This is a genomic window from Mesorhizobium sp. M0317, from assembly GCF_040321555.1.
Lineage (GTDB): Bacteria > Pseudomonadota > Alphaproteobacteria > Rhizobiales > Rhizobiaceae > Mesorhizobium.
Window position 1 is genome coordinate 138,495 of record NZ_JAMYRV010000005.1, and the last position, 18,875, is coordinate 157,369.

At 62.6% G+C, this 18,875-nt stretch carries 26 protein-coding genes and 1 other RNA gene; 14 read left to right on the top strand and 13 right to left on the bottom strand.

Features of this window, described 5'->3' with window-relative positions; all coding sequences use genetic code 11:
• Window positions 1–19: 19 nt before the first annotated feature.
• Entirely contained in the window at window positions 20–460 is a 441-nt protein-coding gene (locus tag NKI88_RS06985; RefSeq protein WP_023668723.1) for a hypothetical protein, read from the top strand.
• Window positions 461–467: 7 nt separating this feature from the next.
• Window positions 468–779 (top strand): hypothetical protein, encoded by a 312-nt coding sequence (locus tag NKI88_RS06990; protein WP_352654362.1) that lies wholly within the window; start codon window positions 468–470, stop codon window positions 777–779.
• A 62-nt stretch (window positions 780–841) separates the two neighbouring features.
• On the opposite strand, the gene msrB is transcribed toward NKI88_RS06990, so the two are convergent.
• The 6 genes from msrB to NKI88_RS07020 form a co-directional block, all read right to left on the bottom strand.
• A complete protein-coding gene (gene msrB, locus NKI88_RS06995) occupies window positions 842–1,246 on the bottom strand; it encodes a peptide-methionine (R)-S-oxide reductase MsrB (protein ID WP_352654364.1) in 405 nt (134 codons plus the stop codon).
• 100 nt (window positions 1,247–1,346) lie between these two features.
• On the bottom strand, window positions 1,347–2,144 hold the full coding sequence (locus tag NKI88_RS07000; RefSeq protein ID WP_023712004.1) for an MBL fold metallo-hydrolase: 798 nt from the start codon (window positions 2,142–2,144) through the stop codon (window positions 1,347–1,349).
• A 16-nt stretch (window positions 2,145–2,160) separates the two neighbouring features.
• Entirely contained in the window at window positions 2,161–3,351 is a 1,191-nt protein-coding gene (locus NKI88_RS07005; RefSeq protein ID WP_352654366.1) for a vWA domain-containing protein, read from the bottom strand.
• A 26-nt stretch (window positions 3,352–3,377) separates the two neighbouring features.
• Window positions 3,378–3,620: a type II toxin-antitoxin system HicB family antitoxin gene (locus NKI88_RS07010; RefSeq protein ID WP_031204429.1), complete on the bottom strand. Its 243-nt coding sequence runs from the start codon at window positions 3,618–3,620 to the stop codon at window positions 3,378–3,380.
• A gap of 35 nt (window positions 3,621–3,655) precedes the next feature.
• A complete protein-coding gene (locus NKI88_RS07015) occupies window positions 3,656–4,102 on the bottom strand; it encodes a GNAT family N-acetyltransferase (protein WP_023668728.1) in 447 nt (148 codons plus the stop codon).
• Window positions 4,103–4,160: 58 nt separating this feature from the next.
• A complete protein-coding gene (locus tag NKI88_RS07020; protein WP_023698426.1) occupies window positions 4,161–5,024 on the bottom strand; it encodes a LysR family transcriptional regulator in 864 nt (287 codons plus the stop codon).
• A 142-nt stretch (window positions 5,025–5,166) separates the two neighbouring features.
• Here NKI88_RS07020 and NKI88_RS07025 point away from each other — a divergent pair, with 142 nt between their 5' ends.
• Entirely contained in the window at window positions 5,167–6,705 is a 1,539-nt protein-coding gene (locus NKI88_RS07025; RefSeq protein WP_023668730.1) for an MFS transporter, read from the top strand.
• 43 nt (window positions 6,706–6,748) lie between these two features.
• Here the strand turns inward: NKI88_RS07025 and NKI88_RS07030 are convergent, their stop codons facing one another.
• Window positions 6,749–7,588 carry an AAA family ATPase gene (locus NKI88_RS07030; RefSeq protein WP_352654368.1) on the bottom strand — a complete coding sequence of 280 codons (840 nt, stop codon included), beginning with the start codon at window positions 7,586–7,588 and terminating at the stop codon, window positions 6,749–6,751.
• A gap of 149 nt (window positions 7,589–7,737) precedes the next feature.
• Here NKI88_RS07030 and ssrS point away from each other — a divergent pair.
• The 5 genes from ssrS to NKI88_RS07055 all read left to right on the top strand — a co-directional run bounded on the left by ssrS (window position 7,738) and on the right by NKI88_RS07055 (window position 10,896).
• Window positions 7,738–7,893, top strand: a non-coding RNA gene (gene ssrS, locus NKI88_RS07035) — 6S RNA.
• 92 nt (window positions 7,894–7,985) lie between these two features.
• Window positions 7,986–8,570 carry a 5-formyltetrahydrofolate cyclo-ligase gene (locus NKI88_RS07040; protein WP_023832606.1) on the top strand — a complete coding sequence of 195 codons (585 nt, stop codon included), beginning with the start codon at window positions 7,986–7,988 and terminating at the stop codon, window positions 8,568–8,570.
• Between the two features lie 82 nt (window positions 8,571–8,652).
• A complete protein-coding gene (locus NKI88_RS07045) occupies window positions 8,653–9,180 on the top strand; it encodes a DUF3592 domain-containing protein (RefSeq protein ID WP_196813862.1) in 528 nt (175 codons plus the stop codon).
• Between the two features lie 56 nt (window positions 9,181–9,236).
• On the top strand, window positions 9,237–10,061 hold the full coding sequence (locus NKI88_RS07050) for a TIGR00282 family metallophosphoesterase (protein ID WP_023716055.1): 825 nt from the start codon (window positions 9,237–9,239) through the stop codon (window positions 10,059–10,061).
• Window positions 10,062–10,134: 73 nt separating this feature from the next.
• Complete coding sequence (locus NKI88_RS07055) at window positions 10,135–10,896, top strand: TerC family protein (RefSeq protein WP_023694576.1); 762 nt, start codon at window positions 10,135–10,137, stop codon at window positions 10,894–10,896.
• Between the two features lie 21 nt (window positions 10,897–10,917).
• Here the strand turns inward: NKI88_RS07055 and NKI88_RS07060 are convergent, their stop codons facing one another.
• The 3 genes from NKI88_RS07060 to NKI88_RS07070 are packed head-to-tail and all read right to left on the bottom strand — an operon-like array spanning window position 10,918 to window position 12,295.
• Window positions 10,918–11,400, bottom strand: a complete 483-nt coding sequence (locus tag NKI88_RS07060; protein ID WP_352654371.1) for an SRPBCC family protein — start codon at window positions 11,398–11,400, stop codon at window positions 10,918–10,920.
• Window positions 11,401–11,429: 29 nt separating this feature from the next.
• Complete coding sequence (locus NKI88_RS07065; protein WP_023700266.1) at window positions 11,430–11,792, bottom strand: VOC family protein; 363 nt, start codon at window positions 11,790–11,792, stop codon at window positions 11,430–11,432.
• 20 nt (window positions 11,793–11,812) lie between these two features.
• Window positions 11,813–12,295 (bottom strand): SRPBCC domain-containing protein, encoded by a 483-nt coding sequence (locus NKI88_RS07070; protein ID WP_023668738.1) that lies wholly within the window; start codon window positions 12,293–12,295, stop codon window positions 11,813–11,815.
• A gap of 50 nt (window positions 12,296–12,345) precedes the next feature.
• On the opposite strand from NKI88_RS07070, the gene NKI88_RS07075 reads away from it, so the two are divergent.
• From NKI88_RS07075 to NKI88_RS07090, 4 genes are all read left to right on the top strand, one after another.
• Complete coding sequence (locus tag NKI88_RS07075) at window positions 12,346–12,669, top strand: ArsR/SmtB family transcription factor (protein ID WP_023668739.1); 324 nt, start codon at window positions 12,346–12,348, stop codon at window positions 12,667–12,669.
• Between the two features lie 180 nt (window positions 12,670–12,849).
• Window positions 12,850–13,599: a YebC/PmpR family DNA-binding transcriptional regulator gene (locus NKI88_RS07080; RefSeq protein WP_023668740.1), complete on the top strand. Its 750-nt coding sequence runs from the start codon at window positions 12,850–12,852 to the stop codon at window positions 13,597–13,599.
• A 93-nt stretch (window positions 13,600–13,692) separates the two neighbouring features.
• Entirely contained in the window at window positions 13,693–13,845 is a 153-nt protein-coding gene (locus NKI88_RS07085; protein ID WP_352654374.1) for a hypothetical protein, read from the top strand.
• Window positions 13,846–14,049: 204 nt separating this feature from the next.
• Entirely contained in the window at window positions 14,050–14,361 is a 312-nt protein-coding gene (locus NKI88_RS07090) for an Rdx family protein (RefSeq protein WP_352654376.1), read from the top strand.
• Between the two features lie 33 nt (window positions 14,362–14,394).
• Here NKI88_RS07090 and NKI88_RS07095 read toward each other — a convergent pair whose 3' ends face one another.
• Both NKI88_RS07095 and NKI88_RS07100 read right to left on the bottom strand, forming a co-directional pair.
• Window positions 14,395–14,871, bottom strand: coding sequence for an anthrone oxygenase family protein (locus NKI88_RS07095; protein WP_352654378.1), 477 nt, complete (start codon window positions 14,869–14,871; stop codon window positions 14,395–14,397).
• Between the two features lie 10 nt (window positions 14,872–14,881).
• Window positions 14,882–15,700 carry an NAD(P)H-binding protein gene (locus NKI88_RS07100; RefSeq protein WP_352654380.1) on the bottom strand — a complete coding sequence of 273 codons (819 nt, stop codon included), beginning with the start codon at window positions 15,698–15,700 and terminating at the stop codon, window positions 14,882–14,884.
• A gap of 117 nt (window positions 15,701–15,817) precedes the next feature.
• Between NKI88_RS07100 and NKI88_RS07105 the strand changes: the two genes are divergently transcribed.
• Window positions 15,818–16,459: a TetR/AcrR family transcriptional regulator gene (locus NKI88_RS07105; protein WP_023684159.1), complete on the top strand. Its 642-nt coding sequence runs from the start codon at window positions 15,818–15,820 to the stop codon at window positions 16,457–16,459.
• 186 nt (window positions 16,460–16,645) lie between these two features.
• Here NKI88_RS07105 and rpmE read toward each other — a convergent pair whose 3' ends face one another.
• Window positions 16,646–16,867: a 50S ribosomal protein L31 gene (gene rpmE, locus NKI88_RS07110; RefSeq protein ID WP_023668748.1), complete on the bottom strand. Its 222-nt coding sequence runs from the start codon at window positions 16,865–16,867 to the stop codon at window positions 16,646–16,648.
• A 204-nt stretch (window positions 16,868–17,071) separates the two neighbouring features.
• Here rpmE and NKI88_RS07115 point away from each other — a divergent pair, with 204 nt between their 5' ends.
• Window positions 17,072–18,874, top strand: a complete 1,803-nt coding sequence (locus tag NKI88_RS07115) for an ABC transporter transmembrane domain-containing protein (RefSeq protein WP_023744980.1) — start codon at window positions 17,072–17,074, stop codon at window positions 18,872–18,874.
• The last annotated feature ends 1 nt before the right edge of the window (window position 18,875 follow it).

The following is an 18,875-nucleotide window of genomic DNA, read 5'->3' on the forward strand; positions in this document are numbered from 1 at the left end:
CTGGAACGGGCATCGAACCATGAGCGAATTCGACTTCGGCGCCCGCCGCGCCTCTGAATTCCGCCAACGCAGCTTCTGGGCGCTGTTCGCCGAACGGCATCCGGAGGAACGCGCTTCCATGGCGCGGCGCGGACCCTGGTTCTGGCAGCGCGGGCTGCCTGACTTCGCTCTGGTCCTGTCCATGTATGTCGCGCCGGCGCAAAGCCAAGTTGGCGTCTTTTTCGGCCGTAACGAGAAGTTCGGCGCGACCGGGGTCTGGTCGCGGCTGAAGCCGTTCCAACCGGCAATCGAAGACTGGCTGAAGCTCAGGCCGGAGCAGAGCTGCGAGGGCCTCGGCATCAATTCGATGTGGCGGGTGAACTGCTATGCCGAGGACAACTGGCCGGCCATGGCCGACTGGCTGGTGACGGAATGCTCGCGCTTCGAGCGCGCCGTCACCGACGTGCTGGGAGAGGGATAGCTATCAGGTGTTGGTGCAAAGCATCGGATCCTTCTTCGACTCGCGCTGGCAAGGCGCGGTGCCGGTCGAGCGGTTGTTCTGGCGCGATCTAGTCCTTGTCGGCACGACGATCAACATCGCCTCGTCGGTGGCCGCGCTCATTCTGCTCGGCTTGAAGCTGCCGCTCGCTGTCGTCCTGGCGGTGCATTTCGCGCCCGTGCCCTACAACATCTTTCTGACCTTTGCCGTCTGGCGAACCACGGAAAAATCCAGTGGCGCCAAGGCTTCGTTGATGACGCTCGGGGCTACGCTTTGGCTGATCCTGGTGGTGGTTGTCTGAGAAGATTGACACGAAAAAGGGCGGCCGAAGCCGCCCTTTGAAGATGGTGGTCAAGCCGCGGCTTAAGCCGCCGGCTCGAATTTCAGCGCCACGCCGTTGATGCAATAGCGCAGGCCGGTCGGCGGCGGGCCGTCCTCGAAGACATGGCCGAGATGGCTGCCGCAGCGGGCGCAGTGGCATTCGGTGCGGACCATGCCGTAGCTGCGGTCGACGGTGTTTTCGACCGAACCGGGCACCGGATCATTGAAGCTCGGCCAGCCGGTGCCGCTCTCGAACTTGAGCTTGGATTCGAACAGCGGCTGGTCGCAGCCGACGCAGGAAAAGGTGCCGGCGCGCTTTTCGTAGAGCAGGGCGCAGCTTCCGGGCCGTTCGGTGCCATGGCCGCGCATGACCGCATATTGCTCGGGCGTCAGGCGGGTGCGCCATTCGGCGTCGGTGCGGGTGATAGGGTAGGTGTGGGTGTCCATTTGATCTCCTCAGCCTTGGCGGCTTGTTGTTGGTTGCAAGCTATATTCGCTTAGAGATAGGCGTTTGTTACGTGTTTTGCTCGCATTTTCAGCCGAGCTCCTACCCAATCGCCTGAAGATAGCGGGCGATCGACGCATGAAATGCCGTTCTTGCGCCGCCGATGATGTTCTGCTGCCACCACGCGCCGTAGATGTCGTCGAATTCGAAAGGCTCAAGTGCCGCCGCGATGCGTCGCACGGCCGGCGCATTGAGCGGAATGTAGTTCGGATAGCTGTACATGAAGCTGACATGGCGACGCGTCGGCGTCACCTGCAATATGTCGCCGGACAGCAGGGCGTTACCGTCATCGCGTTTCCAATGCAGCACCTGGCCGCCGGCAAAATGGCCACCGCAACGCACGAGTGTCAGCGACGGGTTTATGGCCAGCGTCTCGCCCGCCCAGCTGACGATGGCGTTGTGCGGCCGCATGATCCACTGGCGGTCGTCGGCATGGAGATAGATCGGCACGCCGCCAAACGCCTCGCTCCACTCGACCATCACCGAATAATAGTGGCAGTGCGAAATGGCGATCGCGGCTAGGCCGCCGCGACGGTTGATTTCGGCTACCGCCTCGTCGCTCACCATCGAGATGCAATCCCACAGCACATTGCCGTGCGGCGTCTGCGCCAGCAGCGCCCGCTGGCCGATAGCAAAGCGCGGCTCGATGCCGAAAGCGAGAACGCCGGCATCGTCCTTCATCACAAGCCTATGCCCGGCAGAGAGTTCTTCCCCAGTGGTCCAGGCCTGGCCTTCCCAGCGCACATATTGCCGCTCGTCCTCGCAGATCGGGCAATTTTCTGGAGGGGTCTGCGTTGCCGCGAACTGGACGCCGCATTGCGGGCAAAGAAAGCAGGTCATCGGTTTTCCTCTCATATCAACGCTTGCGTGAGAGCTGCTTCGTCGCGGCTTCCAACCCGGCCAGCGTCAGTGGGAACATGCGGCCGCCGAAGAGATCGCGGATCATCGCGATCGAATGGGTGAAGCCCCAGTTTTTCTGATTTTCGGGGTTCAGCCAGACCGCATTCGGCCATTGCTGGATTAGGCGGCCAAGCCAGACACTGCCGGCTTCCGGATTCCAATGCTCGACCGAACCGCCGGGATGCGCGATCTCGTAAGGGCTCATCGAGGCATCGCCGACGACGATTACCTTGTAGTCGGGGCCGTATTTGTGAAGCAGATCGAAGGTCGGGATGGTCTCGGCATGCCTGCGCCGGTTGTCCTTCCAGACGCCCTCGTAAAGGCAGTTGTGGAAGTAAAAATATTCGAGCTGGCGGAATTCGGCGCGGGCGGCCGAAAACAGCTCCTCGACGCTTTTGATGTGGTCGTCCATCGAGCCGCCGACATCGAAGAACATCAAGAGCTTCACGGCGTTGCGCCGTTCGGGGCGCGTCTGCACATCGAGATAGCCGTGCTCGGCGGTGGCATGGATGGTGCCGGGCAGGTCGAACTCTTCCTCCGCACCCTCGCGCACCCAGCGGCGCAGGCGCTTCAGCGCCACCTTGATGTTGCGGGTGCCGAGCTCGACGGCGTCGTCGAAATTTTTGAACTCGCGCTTGTCCCAGACTTTCATCGCACGGCGATTTCGGCTTTCATGCTGGCCGATGCGCACGCCTTCGGGATTGTAGCCATAGGCGCCGAAAGGCGAAGTGCCGCCGGTGCCGATCCATTTCGAGCCGCCCTGGTGGCGGCCTTTCTGCTCCTCCAGCCGCTGCTTCAGTTTCTCCATCAGCTTGTCGAAACCGCCGAGCGCCTCGATCAGTTTCTTCTCTTCCTCGGTCAGGTGCTTTTCGGCGAGCCGGCGCAGCCATTCCTCAGGGATGTTGGCGACACCGACGGCATCGGGGCCGGTGAGCGCCTCGATCCCCTTGAAGACATGCGCAAACACCTGGTCGAAGCGGTCGATATGGCGTTCGTCCTTCACAAGCGCGGCGCGGGCGAGGTAGTAAAAACCCTCGACGTCATAGTCGACCAGCCCGGCCTCTAGCCCTTCCAGCAGCGACAGATATTCCCTGAGCGAAACGGGAACGCGCGCGGCCTTTAGTTCGAGAAAGAAGGGGAGGAACATGGTTTGCCGTTATCTATGCCGAACGGTCACGGCGGAGTCGCCACGGGCACTGTCGATTTCGCCGGATTGCAGAAGATTTGCCACAGTCGTGGGTTGGGCATGGGCAAGTGCTTTGCGATGCGGGCTTCCGCCCATTCGCGCATAGCCGAGGCGGCATCGGCTATCGCTTCCGCCGGGTTTGCGCCGGCCCCGTGGCAGCCGGCGAGATCGGGCATCCGCACTCCCCAAACGCCGTCACTGCCATCCAGGATTCCGACATAGCGGATCATTCGGCTCCTTCCGCGTTATTTCGACCGCGCTCGCATCATAGCAGATCATACTCGATAAAACCTGTCCGCCGCGCGACATGGTCGTAGAGCTTGCGCGCTGTGGCGTTGGTTTCGTGGGTCATCCAATAGACGTTCTTGACGCCGATCTTGCCGGCTTCCTGCTTGACCGCTTCAATGAGGGCCGCACCGATGCCCTTGCCGCGCACATCAGGGTCGGCGAACAGGTCCTGCAGGTAGCAGTTGTTTTTCTCCGACCAGCCGGAGCGGTGATAGAGATAATGGGTCAGGCCGACCGCCTTGCCGTCGAGCGTGGCGATAAACCCCTTCGGTTCGAATTCACCTTCCGTGAACAGTCGTTTCCAGGTGATGTCGTAGACCTCGTCCGGCAGCTTGGTCTCGTAGAAGGTGAGGTAGGCAGTCCACAGCCGCCGCCAGTCGGCATGGTCGGCCAGCGCCAGCGGGCGGACGGTGATCTCGGTCATTTCGGTTCCTCCAAGGCCTTATCGGATTCCGGCGGAATCAGATCGGAAACACCATCGCCTAATCCACCGGCGAATTGTACTCGCGAAATGCGGTCGCCAGCATTTGCAGCGCGTCACGCGCCCGCGGCGCCAGATTGTGCGAATGCAGGACCACTTCGGAGGGGTCAAGCGACGGCAGGCCGAGCTTGCGGCCAACCTCGATCAGGCCGGGCGGAGCGACGCAGTGAGCCAGCGCCGAAACGGCAAAGCCCGCCGATATCGCAATGTTGACGGCCGCGCCGCCGCCGCCGACGAAGGCCTCCTCCCAGGCGATGCCTGCTTTGTCCAGCGCCTCGACCGCCCGCACACGATCCGGACAGTTGCACACGGTGCTTAAGAGCGCGAGGCGCAACGGCGTTCCGCGCTGCCACTCGAAGGAAGGTGCGGCGAACCAGCCATAGTGGTTGCGCGACAAGGTCCGGCCAGGACGGCTGTCGCCTTCGCGGTGCACGATAACCGCGTCGAGCTCGCCGTGATCGAAAGCTTCCTTGAGCACCGTGCTGGTATCGATCCTCAAACTGAGCGTCAGCGATGGATCGTGCGCATGGAGCTGGGCAATCAGAATGGACAGCGCCGGACCGGCGGCATGATCGACAAAGCCGAGCGCAAGCCGGCACGGTGCTGACGCAAACTCCGCCATGGCGCGCTCGTGCGCGGCAAGGAAGTCGCGCGCGGCGGGGAGGAAGACGGCGCCTCGTGCCGACAGGCTGACGCGGCGCGGCGTTCTTTCGATCAATCGCGCGCCGAGCTTCTCCTCAAGGCGGCGCAGCTTGACGCTGATCGTCGCCTGCGTGCTGCCCAGCGCCGATGCCGCCTGGGTGAAGCTCTGCAGATCGGCCACCATCACAAAGGTTCGTACGGCGTCCACATCAAGACTGGTCATCGCAGCACTCCATTGGGCCAATCATTCCGTTTTGTCATTTCTGATATAGCCGAGCATAGCCTTTTTTCATGGTCGAGTCTCCTCTATCTCAAACCGGTCGCGGTTTGAAGAGCGCCTCATGCTCGGATGGAAAGAGTTCGATATGCCAATTCAACGAAACACCATAGCGCTCACCGGCGTGTGCCTGGCGTCGCTGCTGTTCGGGCTCGAAATCTCCAGCGTGCCGGTGATCCTGCCGAAACTGGAAAGCGTGCTCGCCGCCGATTTCAAAGACCTGCAATGGATCATGAACGCCTACACCATTGCCTGCACCACGGTGCTGATGGCGACAGGGACATTGGCCGACCGTTTCGGCCGCAAGAGCGTGATGGTGATCACCACCGTCGCCTTCGGCCTCGCCTCGCTGCTGTGCGGCCTGGCGCCGAGTGCGGCGCTGCTGATCGCCGCCCGCTTCCTGCAAGGTCTCGCCGGCGGCGCGATGCTGACCTGCAGCGTCGCCGTGCTGTCGCATCAGTTCCAGGACGGCCGCGAACGCGGCAAGGCTTTCGTCGCCTGGAGCGTCGTCTCAGGCATCGGGCTCGGTTTCGGGCCCGCCATCGGTGGCTTGATCGTGGCGCTGTCGAACTGGCAATGGGTGTTCCTCATCCACGTGCCGCTGGCGATCCTGGCGCTCGCCTTTATCGGCGCCGGTGTCACGCAATCGCGCGATCACAACGCCCAGAAGCTTGACTGGGCCGGCATGCTGACGCTGTCGGCTTCTGTGTTCGGCTTCTCCTATCTGATTACGCAGGGTGCGGATCTCGGGAACAGCGCCCGCATCGGCGTGATATCAGCCTCCGTGGCTGCGTTCATCGCTTTCCTTGTCGCCGAGAGGGTCAATCCCTATCCGATGTTCGATTTCTCCGTGTTCCGCATCCGCCAGTTTTCCGGCGCGATCATGGGCGCCATCGGCATGAATTTCAGCTACTGGCCGTTCATCATCTATCTGCCGATCTATTATTCCGGCGTTCTCGGCTACGACAGCACGACGACCGGCCTGCTATTGCTCGTCTACACGCTGCCCTTCATGGTGATGCCGCCGATCGCCGAGCGCATTCGCGCGCGCTATCAGGCACGAATTGCCATCCCGCTCGGTCTGCTGACGCTAGGGATCGGTTTCATCGCCATGTGGATCGGCTCCAGGCTCGAGGGCGCCACCTGGCTGACCATGCTGCCCGGCACGCTGATTGCCGGCATCGGCATCGGTCTCACCAATTCGCCGACCACCAATACCACGACCGGCGCGGTATCGCCGGATCGTGCCGGCATGGCGTCCGGCATCGACATCAGCGCACGCCTGATCACGCTCGCTATCAACATCGCGGTGCTCGGCCTGCTGCTGACGCAAGGTATCGTTTCCCACCTGCGGGCCACACTCGGCGCGGCTTTGGAGCCGGATGAGTTGCGGGCACTGGCGGAAAGGGTCGCCACCGGCAATCTGGAGGGCCTTGCGCAGGGGACGCCGAAGCTCGCAGCCCTCGACCCATCCGGCGCCATCGTGCATGCCGCGCTGGTCAACGGTTTCGGCTGGGTCATGCTCTATTGCGGGATCGGCGTTCTCGCCCTGTCGGTCATCGGCTTCGTCATCTTCGGGCCGAAGCGCGTCGCGCCGCAGGAGACAGGGCTTGCGGCGGCCGAGTGATCGGCCGAAGCCCGCTCATAGCGCTCAGCCCGCCCGCCGATCCTTATCCCTGCCGCCTGGCCATGAAAGCAAGGCGCTCAAACAGATGCACGTCCTGCTCGTTCTTCAGCAGCGCGCCGTGCAGTTTCGGCAGCGCGTTCCTGGGGTCGGCGCGCAGATCCTCGGGTGCGATGTCGTCGGCGACCAGCAGGCGGATCCAGTCGAGCACCTCGGAGGTCGACGGCTTCTTCTTCAACCCCTGCATATCGCGGATCTCGTAGAACTGGGTCAGGGCAGCACGCACCAAATTCTGCTTTATGCCGGGATAGTGCACGTCGACGATTTTGTGCAGCGTGTCGACATCGGGAAAGCGGATGTAGTGGAAGAAGCACCGGCGCAGGAAGGCGTCGGGCAGTTCCTTCTCATTGTTGGAAGTGATGATGACGATGGGGCGCACAGCGGCGCGGATCGTTTCGCCGGTTTCGTAGACGAAGAACTCCATCCGATCGAGTTCCTGCAAAAGGTCGTTGGGGAATTCGATATCGGCCTTGTCGATCTCGTCGATCAACAGCACGACCTTCTTGCCGGCCGCGAAGGCGTCCCAGAGCTTGCCGCGCTTGATGTAGTTTTTGATGTCGTTGAACCTGGCATCCCCAAGCTGGCTGTCGCGCAGCCGCGAGACGGCGTCGTACTCATAAAGTCCCTGCTGCGCACGGGTGGTCGACTTGACGTGCCATTCGATCAGGTCGAGGCCGAGCGCCGATGCCACCTGGCGGGCAAGCTCGGTCTTGCCGGTGCCCGGCTCGCCCTTGACCAGCAATGGCCGCTCCAGCGCGATCGCGGCGTTCACCGCCACCATCAGATCCTTGTCGGCGACATAGGCCGCCGTGCCTTCGAAACGCATACTTGCTCCTCGGTTGATGAGCGCGACCGTAAGGACGCTGCTTGACCTGTGCAAGGGCGAGCCGGCTGCGACGAAAGCGTGTGAGATCGAAATGGAAACATCGGCTCATGTCACTAGCGCTTGACCGACCAGCCGCCTATATTGGGCTTGGCGGTCTGCGCTTCCCGGCAGGAGAACATTTTCCCCGGGGCCTTAACGATCCTTAGGGAGCTGTCCCTGGGAAGACCCGTGGGTTTTCTCATACGGCGCCCACCTACTTTGTAGGTTCCCGGGATCGCTCTCTCCACCGGTTGTGTGGATCGTCACTTACCTGTATCCGCCCAGTTTGGCGGATGATGTGGTAGAAAACGTCGCTCATGAAACGTCACCCAGATCCGACCTTTTCTATCGTCCGCGGATGACATCTCCCAAAGCCCTGAAAAAGCAGCTGCGCCTCGAGGCACTCGGCCGCCGCGATGCGCTCGATCCGCTGTGGCGGGTGGAGATCGCGCTTGAGATGGCCGAGACGGCGCGCGACCACCTCGCCATCGAGCCGGGTCAGATCGTTTCAGCTTTCTGGCCGATGCGATCGGAAGTCGACATCAGGCCGCTGATGTTCGCCTTGCGCGAGAAGGGGGCCAGGCTTTGCCTGCCGGCCATCCTCGACAAGACCACCATCGTCTTTCGCGAACTGGTGCGCGGCGCGCCGATGGTCGAGATGGGTTTTGGCACGGTCGGTCCGCATGCGGAGGCCGAGGTTCTCGATCCCGCGGTGATGCTGGTGCCGCTCGCGGCCTTCGACAGCCGCGGTCATCGCATCGGGTATGGCGCCGGCTATTACGACCGCGCCATCGCCAGGCTGATCGACAAGGGCCAGCCGCCACGACTGATCGGCATCGCTTTCGATTGCCAGGAGGTGGGTCTCGTGCCGGATGAGGCGCACGACGTCATCATCCCGGAAATACTCACCGAGAGCGGTTTGCGCCGCTTCGACATCGCTTAAAAGACCGCGATCCCGCTTAACGCGTTTCCAAGACGTGCCGGATAGTATTCCGGCAACACAGTCCGAGCCGATGGCGGCCATCATGTTTGTCTTCGCACGCTTCCTGCTGATGCCGTTCGTCCTCATCGCGGTAACGCTGTTCGCGATGGCATTGCACATTTCCGGAACGGCCCTGCACCACCAGTTCGCCTGGCATCAGACGGTTGCCACAGTGACGGATGTCAGTTCCTACAGCGAAGCCCAGGGTAATGGCCTCACCGCGAAAGGCATCAACGTCGCTGTCACCTATGTCGCGAACGATGCACCGATGACGTGGTCCGGCAAGGGAAAGGACATCGGCCTCTACACGGCGTCCAAAGGCGACGCGGTGAAGTTGTATTACAACCCTGCCAATCCATCGATCCTCGATACCGCGGCGATGAAGGGCTGGCGCGGCGGGCTGTTGCTCCTGGCCGCTACTGGTGGGTTCACTGTTTTTTACGTGTGGTTCTTCTGGCTGCGCGGACGCACCGCGCCGCCGGCGTCACCGATGATGCCTTCGGCAGTTCGCGTCGCGGGCGCGAGCGCCAAGCCGCCTCAACAGCAGCGTGGTACTTTCGGCCGGCGTTAGCGCCAATCGCCCGGGTAGCGCTTGCCTAGCGTCCGTGCCTCTGGATAGAAGTGGGCATGAGACTTCTCTTCCTCGGCGACATGGTGGGCAAATCGGGACGTACGGCGGTGTGGGAACAACTGCCCGGCCTGATCTCGGATTTCAAACTCGACTTCGTCATCGTCAATGGCGAGAACGCCGCCGGCGGCTTCGGCATCACCGAAGACATTTTTCGCGACACCATCGCCGCCGGTGCCGATGTCGTCACCACCGGCAACCATGTCTGGGACCAGCGCGACGCACTGATCTTCGCGCCGCGCGAGGAGCGCTTCTTGCGTCCGTCCAACTTCCCCAAGGGCACGCCGGGGCGCGGTTCCGGCGTCTATATCGCCAAAAACGGCGCGCGCGTGCTGGTCGCCAACATCATGGGCCGGGTGTTCATGCATCCCGAGCTCGACGATCCGTTCCAGGCCGGCGAGCGCGAGCTGGCCGCCTGTCCGCTGGGCGAGCAGGCCGATGCCGTGGTCATCGACTTCCATGCCGAAGCGACCTCGGAGAAAATGTGCTTCGCGCATTTCGTCGACGGCCGCGCCAGCCTCGTCATCGGCACCCATACGCACCAGCCGACGGCCGACCACCAGATCCTCAACGGCGGCACCGGCTACATGTCCGATGCCGGCATGTGCGGCGACTATGATTCCTCGCTCGGCATGGACAAGGAAGAGCCGCTCAACCGCTTCCTGTCGAAAGTGCCGAAAGGCCGCTTCGAGGCGGCGACCGGACCGGCGACATTGTGCGGCGTCGGCGTCACTATTTCCGACCGCACCGGCCTGACCGAGAAGATCGCGCCTTTTCGTCGCGGGCCGCGGCTCGAAGAAACCGCGCCATCCTTCTGGTCTTGACATTGATATAGTCGAGTAAAGTACCTAACTGGCGACGAAACTGCTCTAGATCGTTAAAGAGGGGACGACCTCCATGCAGCTGATCGAGTTCTTTGCGCCGCATTTTCAATTTGTTTCCGATCCAACCGCGTGGGTCGCGTTGCTGACGCTGATCGTCCTCGAGGTCGTGCTCGGCATCGACAATCTGATCTTCATCTCGATCCTGACCAACAAATTGCCTGAGGCGCAGCGCGCCCGCGCCCGCCGTCTCGGCATCTCGGCGGCGTTGATCATGCGGCTGGTGCTGCTCGCAACCATCTCCATCATCGTGCAGCTGACGACGCCGGTGTTCACAGCGTTCGGCCATGGCTTTTCCTGGCGCGACCTGATCCTGATTGCCGGCGGCCTGTTCCTGGTCTGGAAGGCGACCAAGGAAATCCACCACACCGTCGATCCCGACGACCACAAGGATACGATGATGGGCGAGACGCTGCAGATCTCGCTTGCCGGCGCCATCTTCCAGATCCTGCTGCTCGATCTCGTCTTTTCGATCGATTCGATCATCACCGCCGTCGGCATGACCGACGAGATTGCCATCATGTACATCGCCGTGATCGTGGCGGTGAGCGTGATGATGCTGGCGGCCGGGCCGCTGGCCAATTTCATCGCCAAGAACCCGAGCATCGTCATGCTGGCGCTGGGCTTCCTGCTGATGATCGGCATGACGCTGATCGCCGACGGCATGGGCTATCATGTGCCGAAGGGCTACATCTACGCCGCGATGGGCTTTTCCGCCCTGGTCGAGGGCCTCAACATGCTGGCGCGGCGAAGGAAGAAATCCAGCGGTGGGCATTGAGGCTGGGCGATCGGGGCGATCCTAGCGCCCCGGCACGCCCTTCGGATAACGGTCGCCGATCAGGCCAAGCGACAGGCCCTGTTCCAGCCATGCCTTTGCGCCGGCAAGAACCAGTGCGAAGCCGTCGGTCGAGCCGACCGCCTGCTTGACCTGCTCGTCGGCGGTGCCGGCGAAGCCGAAATTGCTGACCTCAAGAAAGGTCGCACCGTCAGCCGTTTCGGCGCCGGGCATCTCCGTGAATGTCCAGACCACAGTGGTCGGCGGATCGCTCCATTGCATGACGATCTTCTTGTTCTCGACGATCTCGCTGACATTGACCATCGCCGAGGCCCCGTACATGCGCCACTCCCAGCGAACCTCTTTGCGGCTATCCAGCCGGCCGCTACTGTGGGTAAACCAGAATTTCGTGGTGATGGCCGGGTCGACGATCGCCTCGAAGACCTCGGCGACCGGCCGCCTGATCAGCATGCCGGCTTCGGCAGTCGGCGTTTTGTGAATTTCCATCGATGCTCCTTTCCTTGTCCGGTTTGCGCTCACCAGGCGTCAGGCTCGCGCACCATGTGAACGATGCTGGCCGGGTTGGCGATCCAGAAGCCGCGAAAGCCTTCGCCCAGGGGCTCGACCGCGTCGCAACGGACGACGCCGGCCTTGGCGAGATGATCCGCAATGGCTGCAGAATTGTCGGTGAAAAGCTCAAGCCAGACTTCGGCCTGGCTCAGCATCGGCGCCTCGTCGATCCACAGACGGTTTGGGCCAAGCTCGAAGCCGATGGCCGGCGTCTTGGCGGTGAATGGATTCAAGCCGACGACGTCGCGATAGAAGGCGATCGTCGCCTCGTACTGATGTGACGGGACTTTCATGGCGATGTTGATTCCACCTGTCATTTTCGCGGTCATTGCGGGCTCCGTTGCGCTGTTCATCTGTTTGTCTCGTTGGCCGGCTCGCCCCTCATCTCGCCGCGGTAGTAGCCGTCGCGCAGATTGATGCCGTATTCGACATAGGCCTTCATGCAGGCCAGCATCTGCGACCAGCCCTCGCAATTGAGGTAGGATTTCTGCAGGCCGACCACGCCTTCCGGCCAGCCGGATTCAGCAATGGTCACAAGGGTGCCGCCATCGTCCAGCGGCTCGAAGTTCATCTCGATGCGTGTCTTGTAGGCGGGCTTGCCTTCGGCATCGGTGGCATCCCAGCGCAGCACGATATGGCGGTCCTTGATCACCTCATCGACTTCGACGGGCACCTTGCCCCACCAGACCACCCCGGTGCCGGCCTTCAGCGGCGCGCTGGCGCCGCCGATGGTGGTGAAATAGCCACTCAGCTTTTTGGGATTGACGACGGCGTCGAAGACTTCGGCGACCGGTTTGCCGATGCGCCCGGAAACTCTGAATCCAAGAGACATATCCACAGCTCCTCCTTGATTGGCTCGACGATATGTTATAGAAACATAACATGTCAAGCCAAACCGCAGACGATCACGTTTTCAAGGCGTTGGCGCATCCGCGCCGTCGCGAATTGCTGGATCGGCTGAAGGATGCGCCGCAGACGACCGGCATGTTGTGCGAGGCGTTTCCCGACATCGATCGCTGCACCGTCATGCTGCATCTCAAGGTGCTGGAAGAAGCCGAACTGGTGGTGGCAAAGCGCCAAGGGCGAGAGCGCTGGAACCATCTCAACGCGCTGCCGATCAAGCACATCCACGACCGCTGGATCAGCCAGTATGCCGGCCATGCGCTCAGCATTATCGACCGGCTGAAGTCCGATCTGGAGGGCTGAACCGGCGCGGCTGGACGAATTGAGCCGATTTATCTATAAGCCGGCCATTCCGACAGAGAACGCCGTGCATCCATCGCGTTGCACCTTGGACGGCTCTGAAAATTTGAATTCGAGTACCCGGGAGGACGAGGTGAGACCACCTCGCTTCGGGATGCTCTAGCCGAAGACGACAGGGGTGCCATGGCCGGCCATTCACAGTTCAAGAACATCATGCACCGCAAGGGCCGGCAGGACGCGGTGCGGTCGAAAATGTTTTCCAAGCTGGCGCGCGAAATCACCGTCGCCGCCAAGAGCGGAACACCGGATCCGTCGATGAACCCGCGTTTGCGCCTGGCCATTCAGAACGCCAAGGCGGTGTCGATGCCGAAGGACAACATCCAGCGCGCCATCAACAAGGCATCGATGGGCGATGCCGAGAATTACGAAGCGGTGCGCTATGAAGGCTATGGGCCAGGCGGCGTGGCGCTGATCGTCGAGGCGCTGACCGACAACCGCAACCGCTCGGCCTCGAACGTGCGCGCCGCCTTCACCAAAGCCGGGGGTGCGCTTGGTGAAACCGGCTCGGTGTCGTTCATGTGGAACCGCGCCGGCGAGATTTACTATCCGGCCTCCGCCGGCAGCGCCGACAAGGTGATGGACGCGGCGATCGAGGCCGGCGCCGATGACGTCGAGTCCGACGAGGAAGGCCACACCATCTACTGTGCGTTCGAGAGTATGGGCGAAGTGTCTAAGGCGCTGGAAGCCTCGCTTGGCGAGGCCGAATCGGTGAAGCCGATCTGGCAGCCGCAGAACAATGTCCCGGTCGACGAAGAGCGGGCGCAATCGCTGATGAAACTGGTCGCAACGCTCGAGGACGATGACGACGTGCAGAGCGTCTACGCCAATTTCGAGGTCGACGACGAGACCATGGCCAAGCTAAGCGCGGCATGAGTTTCTGACCGTCACACGGAAGTGTAGGCGAACGCCGTAGCCAAGGACTCCCCACCCAACGTATAGATCAGTCAGTGATCGACGGGAGGGGAGATGACCGGCGAAGGGATTCCACTTGCCGCTGCGATGCGGGCTTTGGTGCTCGTCGTTTATGACGAGAATGACTGGCAGAGAAGAGGCTTGCCCTTGCGAAAGGCGTTTCGTCGACAGGTGATCAAGTTCTCGGCACTTTCCCCGTCGTACTGACAGGGGCCTGGTTTGCCTTTCAGACCTGGGGGAGCTTTCCGCGACCTGCGCCGAGCAATGCTTGGTTGGAATTCGTGCCCGCCTTGGTCGCGATCGCTTGTCTTTGGTCTGGCCGGTCTGGATCGGAATAACGATAGCGTTGGGCAATGAGCCGATCCATGATCGGGTTGCCGGCACAACCGTTCGCACCCGCGAGACACATGAATGAGCCTCCCTGATAAACCTCGGATCGTCATCATCTATTGCACGCAGTGCCAGTGGCTGTTGCGGGCCGGCTGGATGGCGCAGGAACTGCTCTCCACCTTCGGCACGGATCTTGGTGAAGTGACGCTGGTGCCGGGCACAGGCGGCATCTTCACCGTTTCCTGCAACGATGTGCTGGTCTGGGACCGCAAGCGCGACGGCGGCTTTCCCGATGCCGCCAAGCTCAAGCAGCTGGTGCGCGACGTCATCGATCCGGGCCGCGATCTCGGTCATTCCGACCGCAAGGGTCACACGCAAAAGGACCCCGCTTGAGGCGAGGTCCTTGCGTTTGCGAAGTGCCATTTTTCATAGCAATGCGAAGATGAAACAGGCCATCGACACGATGGCGGTGATGGTGCGGACGTGGTTCCACATCACCCAATGGTTCAGATGGTTCGCCCACACGGCTGCGCCATTGGCGCTGGCCGGGTCGACGGCGGCGAGCGCATCGTTGAGCGGCACATTGAAGACCATGGTCACGATCGGGTTGCCGATCAAATAGATCACGGCACCGGCAAGCAGCCAGTATAAGCCGGACTGGCTCCACCCCATGAGAACGGCGGCGATAAGCACCAGACAGAGCAGGCCGGTGCCGAACAGCGCCGTCATGAAGGTGGGCGTGATCACCGTGATGTTGATCGAATTCATCGCCGCGATGCCTTGGGGGACCGGCAGCCGGGCAAGCGCCGCCATGATAAAGTTGGAAAAGGCGAAGAACACGCCGCCGACGACGCCCGAGCCGATTGCAGCGATGATGGTGAGGGTGGGAAAAAGCTTGATCATCTCAGTTGCTCTAGATGCCGGTTGCAGCGGTTTCATTTGCGTAGGCGGAAAAGTCTTTCGGCGCGCGGCCGAGCACACGCTGGACGCCGTCGGTCAGCGTCTCGTTGCGGCCGTCAAGCACTTCGGTGAACAGCTCGTTGAGCAGCCAGGCGATTTCGGGCGGCAGTTCGTATGCCGCCGTCGCGGCGGTGAATTCGTCATGCGAGATCTTGATATAGCGGATGTCGCGGCCGGTCGCCTTGGCGATCTCGGCAACCGCGTCGGCGAAGCTTAGCAGCCGCGGCCCGGTCAACTCATAGAGCTGGCCGACATGACCCGGTTCGGTCAGCGCAACGAAGGCAGCATCAGCGATGTCGTCGACATCGACGAAGGGCTCGCCAACAGGGCCGACGGGCAAAGCCACTTCGCCTTGCCGCAAGGACTCGACGAGAAAACCTTCGCTGAAATTCTGCGAAAACCAAGCGCAACGCAGGATCGTCCAGTCAGCTCCCGAGGCTTTGACCATCTCTTCGGCGCGCTGGGCTTCGGTCTCGCCGCGGCCGGAGAGCAGCACCATGCGGGTGACGCCATTTGCCACCGCAAGCCTGGCGAAGGCGCGGACGGTCTCGGCGGCGCCCGGCACGGCGATGTCGGGATAGTAACTGATGTAGACGGCGCCCACGCCCTGCATGGCAGGCTCCCAGGTCGCCGGAACCTCCCAGTCGAAGCGGGGGCTGCCGGAACGCGAGCCGATGCGCACGGGAATGCCCTGTAAGGTCAGCCGCTCGGCGAGGCGACGGCTGGTCTTGCCAGTGCCACCGAGGATCAGGACTGGTTTGGTATCGGTCATTGTGGTTTTCCTCTGTTTACAATATGAGTAATCCTCACATTTGCAAAACGTGATAAACCCTCGTATTTTGCGAGTCAATCCGTTTGTTGGCAGATTTTGTCGAGGCCGGAGGCCGTCATGGAAGACACAGCAACGCCCGCATCTGCCCAGGAGCAGGTCGCATCGCCGCGACGGGCGCCCACCCAGCAGCGCAGCCGCGAGCGCGTCGAGCGCATGCTGGCCGCAGCCTCGGCGCTGATTGCCGAGCAAGGCAGCGACGCCATGCGCATGGGCGAGGTGGCGGAACGGGCCGCGGTGTCGATCGGTTCGCTCTACCAGTTCTTTCCCGACAAGCGGGCGATCGTCTGGGCGCTGGCCGAGCGCTACACCGCCGAAAGCCAGGCCTGCATCTCCTCGGCGCTCAAGGATGTCGTCGACGCCGAGGGCCTGCGGCAGGCGTTTTCGGAGCTGGTGGATATCTACTATCAGCTGTTCCTGGCCGAGCCGGTGATGCGCGACATCTGGTCGGGCACGCAGGCCGACAAGGCGCTGCGCCAGCTCGAACTCGCCGACAGCCGGGCGAATGCCGAATTCCTGACCATGGTGCTGAAGCGGCTGCATCCCGGCGCCGATCCGGTGGCGCTGGAGACCACAGCGTTTCTGGTCTGGCAGATGGGCGAGGCTGCCGTGCGGCTGGCGATCTCGGTCGACCGGCAGGAGGGCGACAGGCTGGTCGCCGCCTACAAGCGTATGGCGCTGCGGGAATTAGTGGACGGGTAGGCTCGCACCACTCTGGGAAGGGTCGCTTCGAAGCAGCAGGGTGGAGGCGTCGGACCGCACCCGACCCTTGGGCCGACCTCCCCACAAGCGGGAGGTATCGGCGCGTTAGCTTGAAGCGACTGACTTTGACGGCAACAAAAAACCCGCCACAAAGGCGGGTTCTTTATTCAGCGATACAGGTAAACTTTAAAGGCCGAAGCCTTCGAAGCGCTTCTTGAACTTCGACAGGCGGCCGCCGCGGTCGAGCAGGGTCTGCTGGCCGCCGGTCCAGGCCGGGTGCGTGGTCGGGTCGATATCGAGGTTCATCGTATCGCCTTCCTTGCCCCAGGTCGAACGGGTCGAGTATTCGGTGCCATCGGTCATGACGACCTTGATGGTGTGGTAGTCGGGATGGATATCGGCCTTCATTGTCGTGCTTCCTGGCTTGCGGCGCTACAGACGGGCCCGCGGCCTGCGTCGATGCGCCCCTTTTTAAAACTCGAAGCCGCAGCTATTGAAAAGCCACGGCTTCTAAAACGGTCGGCGAGCCTATACATCAGCCGGAATTGAATCACAAGGCCACGGCAGGCGCATATTGAACGCGCCCACCTGGAGCGGCCAGAGGAAACGGTCATGGCGGACATCAGCGGCGAGCAAGACGGGCGCAGGCGCTCGCTCGGGCCGCTCAGGCGCCTATATCCCTACATATTCCGCTACCGCAAACTGGTCATAGGCGCCCTCATTTCGCTCGCCATCGCCGCAGCGACGACGCTGGCGCTGCCGCTGGCCGTGCGGCGCATGATCGACCACGGTTTCAGCGCTTCCGGCACCGTCTTCATCGCCGAATATTTCGCTGCTTTGGTGGCGATGGCAGCCATTCTGGCGGCGGCATCGGCCGGACGCTACTACTTCGTCATCACGCTCGGCGAGCGGGTCGTTGCCGACATCCGCAGCGACGTGTTTTCGCATGTCACGACGCTTTCGCCGTCCTTCTTCGACACCGCGCAATCGGGCGAGATCGTCTCGCGGCTTGCCGCCGACACCACGCAGGTGAAATCCGCCGTCGGCGCCACCGCCTCGGTGGCGTTGCGCAACGTCATCCTCGGCCTTGGCGCGGTGGCGATGATGGTCGTCACCAGCCCGAAACTGTCGGGCCTGGTGATCGCGGCCATTCCGCTCATCGTGCTGCCGCTGGTCGCGTTCGGCCGTTCGGTGAGGCGCCGGTCACGGCAGGCGCAGGACACGCTGGCGCAAGCGACCGCCTATGCCAGCGAGCAGATCGGCGCGGTGCGCACGCTGCAGGCGTTCACCAACGAGACGCTGGTCACCGGGCGGTTCTCGGCCGCGGTGGAAGCCGCCTTCCAGGCGGCGCGCTCGTCGATCTTCTCCCGCTCGCTGCTCACCTTCTTTGCCATCTTCATGATCTTTTCCTCGGTCGTGGCGGTGTTGTGGTTCGGCTCGCGTGACGTGCTTGCCGGCACGATGTCGCCCGGCACGCTCGGCCAGTTCCTGCTTTACTCCGTGTTTGCCGCAGGCGCGCTGGGCGCACTGTCGGAAGTCTGGGGCGAGCTTGCCCAGGCGGCGGGTGCGGCCGAAAGGCTGACCGAGATACTCGACGAGACGCCGGCGATTCAACCGCCGGCCAATCCGCTGCCGCTGCCCGCCAAGGCGACAGGCGCGATCAGTTTCGACGACGTCTCCTTCTCCTACCCGGCAAGGCCGGACCGTGCCGCCGTCCACGGCTTGAGTTTTCAGGTCAAGCCCGGCGAGACGGTGGCGATCGTCGGCCCGTCGGGCGCCGGAAAGAGCACCGTCTTTTCGCTGATCCTGCGCTTCTACGATCCCGAAACCGGCCGCATCGCCATTGACGGTGTCGACGTGCGCAAAGCCGATCCGGCTGAAGTGCGGGAGCGCATTGCCATCGTGCCCCAGGATGTCACCATCTTTGCGGCAAGCGCGCGCGACAATATCGGCTTTGGCCGGCCGGGCGCGACGAATGCCGAGATCGAGGCCGCCGCCAGGGATGCGCTGGCCGACGAATTCATCCTGCGGCTCGACAAGGGCTACGATAGCCAGGTCGGCGAGCGCGGCGTCACCTTGTCCGGCGGCCAACGTCAGCGCGTGGCGATCGCCCGCGCCATCCTGCGCGACGCGCCGATCCTGCTGCTCGACGAAGCCACGTCGGCGCTCGACGCCGAAAGCGAAACGCTGGTGCAGACGGCGCTGGAACGGCTGATGCAGGGCCGCACCACCATCGTCATCGCCCACCGGCTGGCGACCGTGCTGAAGGCCGACCGCATCCTGGTCATGGATGGCGGCCGCATCGTCGAGGAAGGCACGCACCAGAGCCTGGTCGCCAAGGGCGGCATCTATGCAAGGCTGGCCAAGCTGCAGTTCGAAACCGGAGCAAGCGCCTTCAGGGGTGCCGCGGAGTAGC

Coding starts and splice junctions, on each gene's coding strand:
- NKI88_RS06985 (WP_023668723.1), top strand. CDS start 20: ATGAGCGAATTCGACTTCGGCGCCCGCCGCGCCTCTGAATTCCGCCAA.
- msrB (WP_352654364.1), bottom strand. CDS start 1,246: ATGGACACCCACACCTACCCTATCACCCGCACCGACGCCGAATGGCGC.
- NKI88_RS07000 (WP_023712004.1), bottom strand. CDS start 2,144: ATGACCTGCTTTCTTTGCCCGCAATGCGGCGTCCAGTTCGCGGCAACG.
- NKI88_RS07005 (WP_352654366.1), bottom strand. CDS start 3,351: ATGTTCCTCCCCTTCTTTCTCGAACTAAAGGCCGCGCGCGTTCCCGTT.
- NKI88_RS07010 (WP_031204429.1), bottom strand. CDS start 3,620: ATGATCCGCTATGTCGGAATCCTGGATGGCAGTGACGGCGTTTGGGGA.
- NKI88_RS07015 (WP_023668728.1), bottom strand. CDS start 4,102: ATGACCGAGATCACCGTCCGCCCGCTGGCGCTGGCCGACCATGCCGAC.
- NKI88_RS07020 (WP_023698426.1), bottom strand. CDS start 5,024: ATGACCAGTCTTGATGTGGACGCCGTACGAACCTTTGTGATGGTGGCC.
- NKI88_RS07025 (WP_023668730.1), top strand. CDS start 5,167: ATGCCAATTCAACGAAACACCATAGCGCTCACCGGCGTGTGCCTGGCG.
- NKI88_RS07030 (WP_352654368.1), bottom strand. CDS start 7,588: ATGCGTTTCGAAGGCACGGCGGCCTATGTCGCCGACAAGGATCTGATG.
- NKI88_RS07040 (WP_023832606.1), top strand. CDS start 7,986: ATGACATCTCCCAAAGCCCTGAAAAAGCAGCTGCGCCTCGAGGCACTC.
- NKI88_RS07045 (WP_196813862.1), top strand. CDS start 8,653: ATGTTTGTCTTCGCACGCTTCCTGCTGATGCCGTTCGTCCTCATCGCG.
- NKI88_RS07050 (WP_023716055.1), top strand. CDS start 9,237: ATGAGACTTCTCTTCCTCGGCGACATGGTGGGCAAATCGGGACGTACG.
- NKI88_RS07055 (WP_023694576.1), top strand. CDS start 10,135: ATGCAGCTGATCGAGTTCTTTGCGCCGCATTTTCAATTTGTTTCCGAT.
- NKI88_RS07060 (WP_352654371.1), bottom strand. CDS start 11,400: ATGGAAATTCACAAAACGCCGACTGCCGAAGCCGGCATGCTGATCAGG.
- NKI88_RS07065 (WP_023700266.1), bottom strand. CDS start 11,792: ATGACCGCGAAAATGACAGGTGGAATCAACATCGCCATGAAAGTCCCG.
- NKI88_RS07070 (WP_023668738.1), bottom strand. CDS start 12,295: ATGTCTCTTGGATTCAGAGTTTCCGGGCGCATCGGCAAACCGGTCGCC.
- NKI88_RS07075 (WP_023668739.1), top strand. CDS start 12,346: ATGTCAAGCCAAACCGCAGACGATCACGTTTTCAAGGCGTTGGCGCAT.
- NKI88_RS07080 (WP_023668740.1), top strand. CDS start 12,850: ATGGCCGGCCATTCACAGTTCAAGAACATCATGCACCGCAAGGGCCGG.
- NKI88_RS07085 (WP_352654374.1), top strand. CDS start 13,693: ATGACCGGCGAAGGGATTCCACTTGCCGCTGCGATGCGGGCTTTGGTG.
- NKI88_RS07090 (WP_352654376.1), top strand. CDS start 14,050: ATGAGCCTCCCTGATAAACCTCGGATCGTCATCATCTATTGCACGCAG.
- NKI88_RS07095 (WP_352654378.1), bottom strand. CDS start 14,871: ATGATCAAGCTTTTTCCCACCCTCACCATCATCGCTGCAATCGGCTCG.
- NKI88_RS07100 (WP_352654380.1), bottom strand. CDS start 15,700: ATGACCGATACCAAACCAGTCCTGATCCTCGGTGGCACTGGCAAGACC.
- NKI88_RS07105 (WP_023684159.1), top strand. CDS start 15,818: ATGGAAGACACAGCAACGCCCGCATCTGCCCAGGAGCAGGTCGCATCG.
- rpmE (WP_023668748.1), bottom strand. CDS start 16,867: ATGAAGGCCGATATCCATCCCGACTACCACACCATCAAGGTCGTCATG.
- NKI88_RS07115 (WP_023744980.1), top strand. CDS start 17,072: ATGGCGGACATCAGCGGCGAGCAAGACGGGCGCAGGCGCTCGCTCGGG.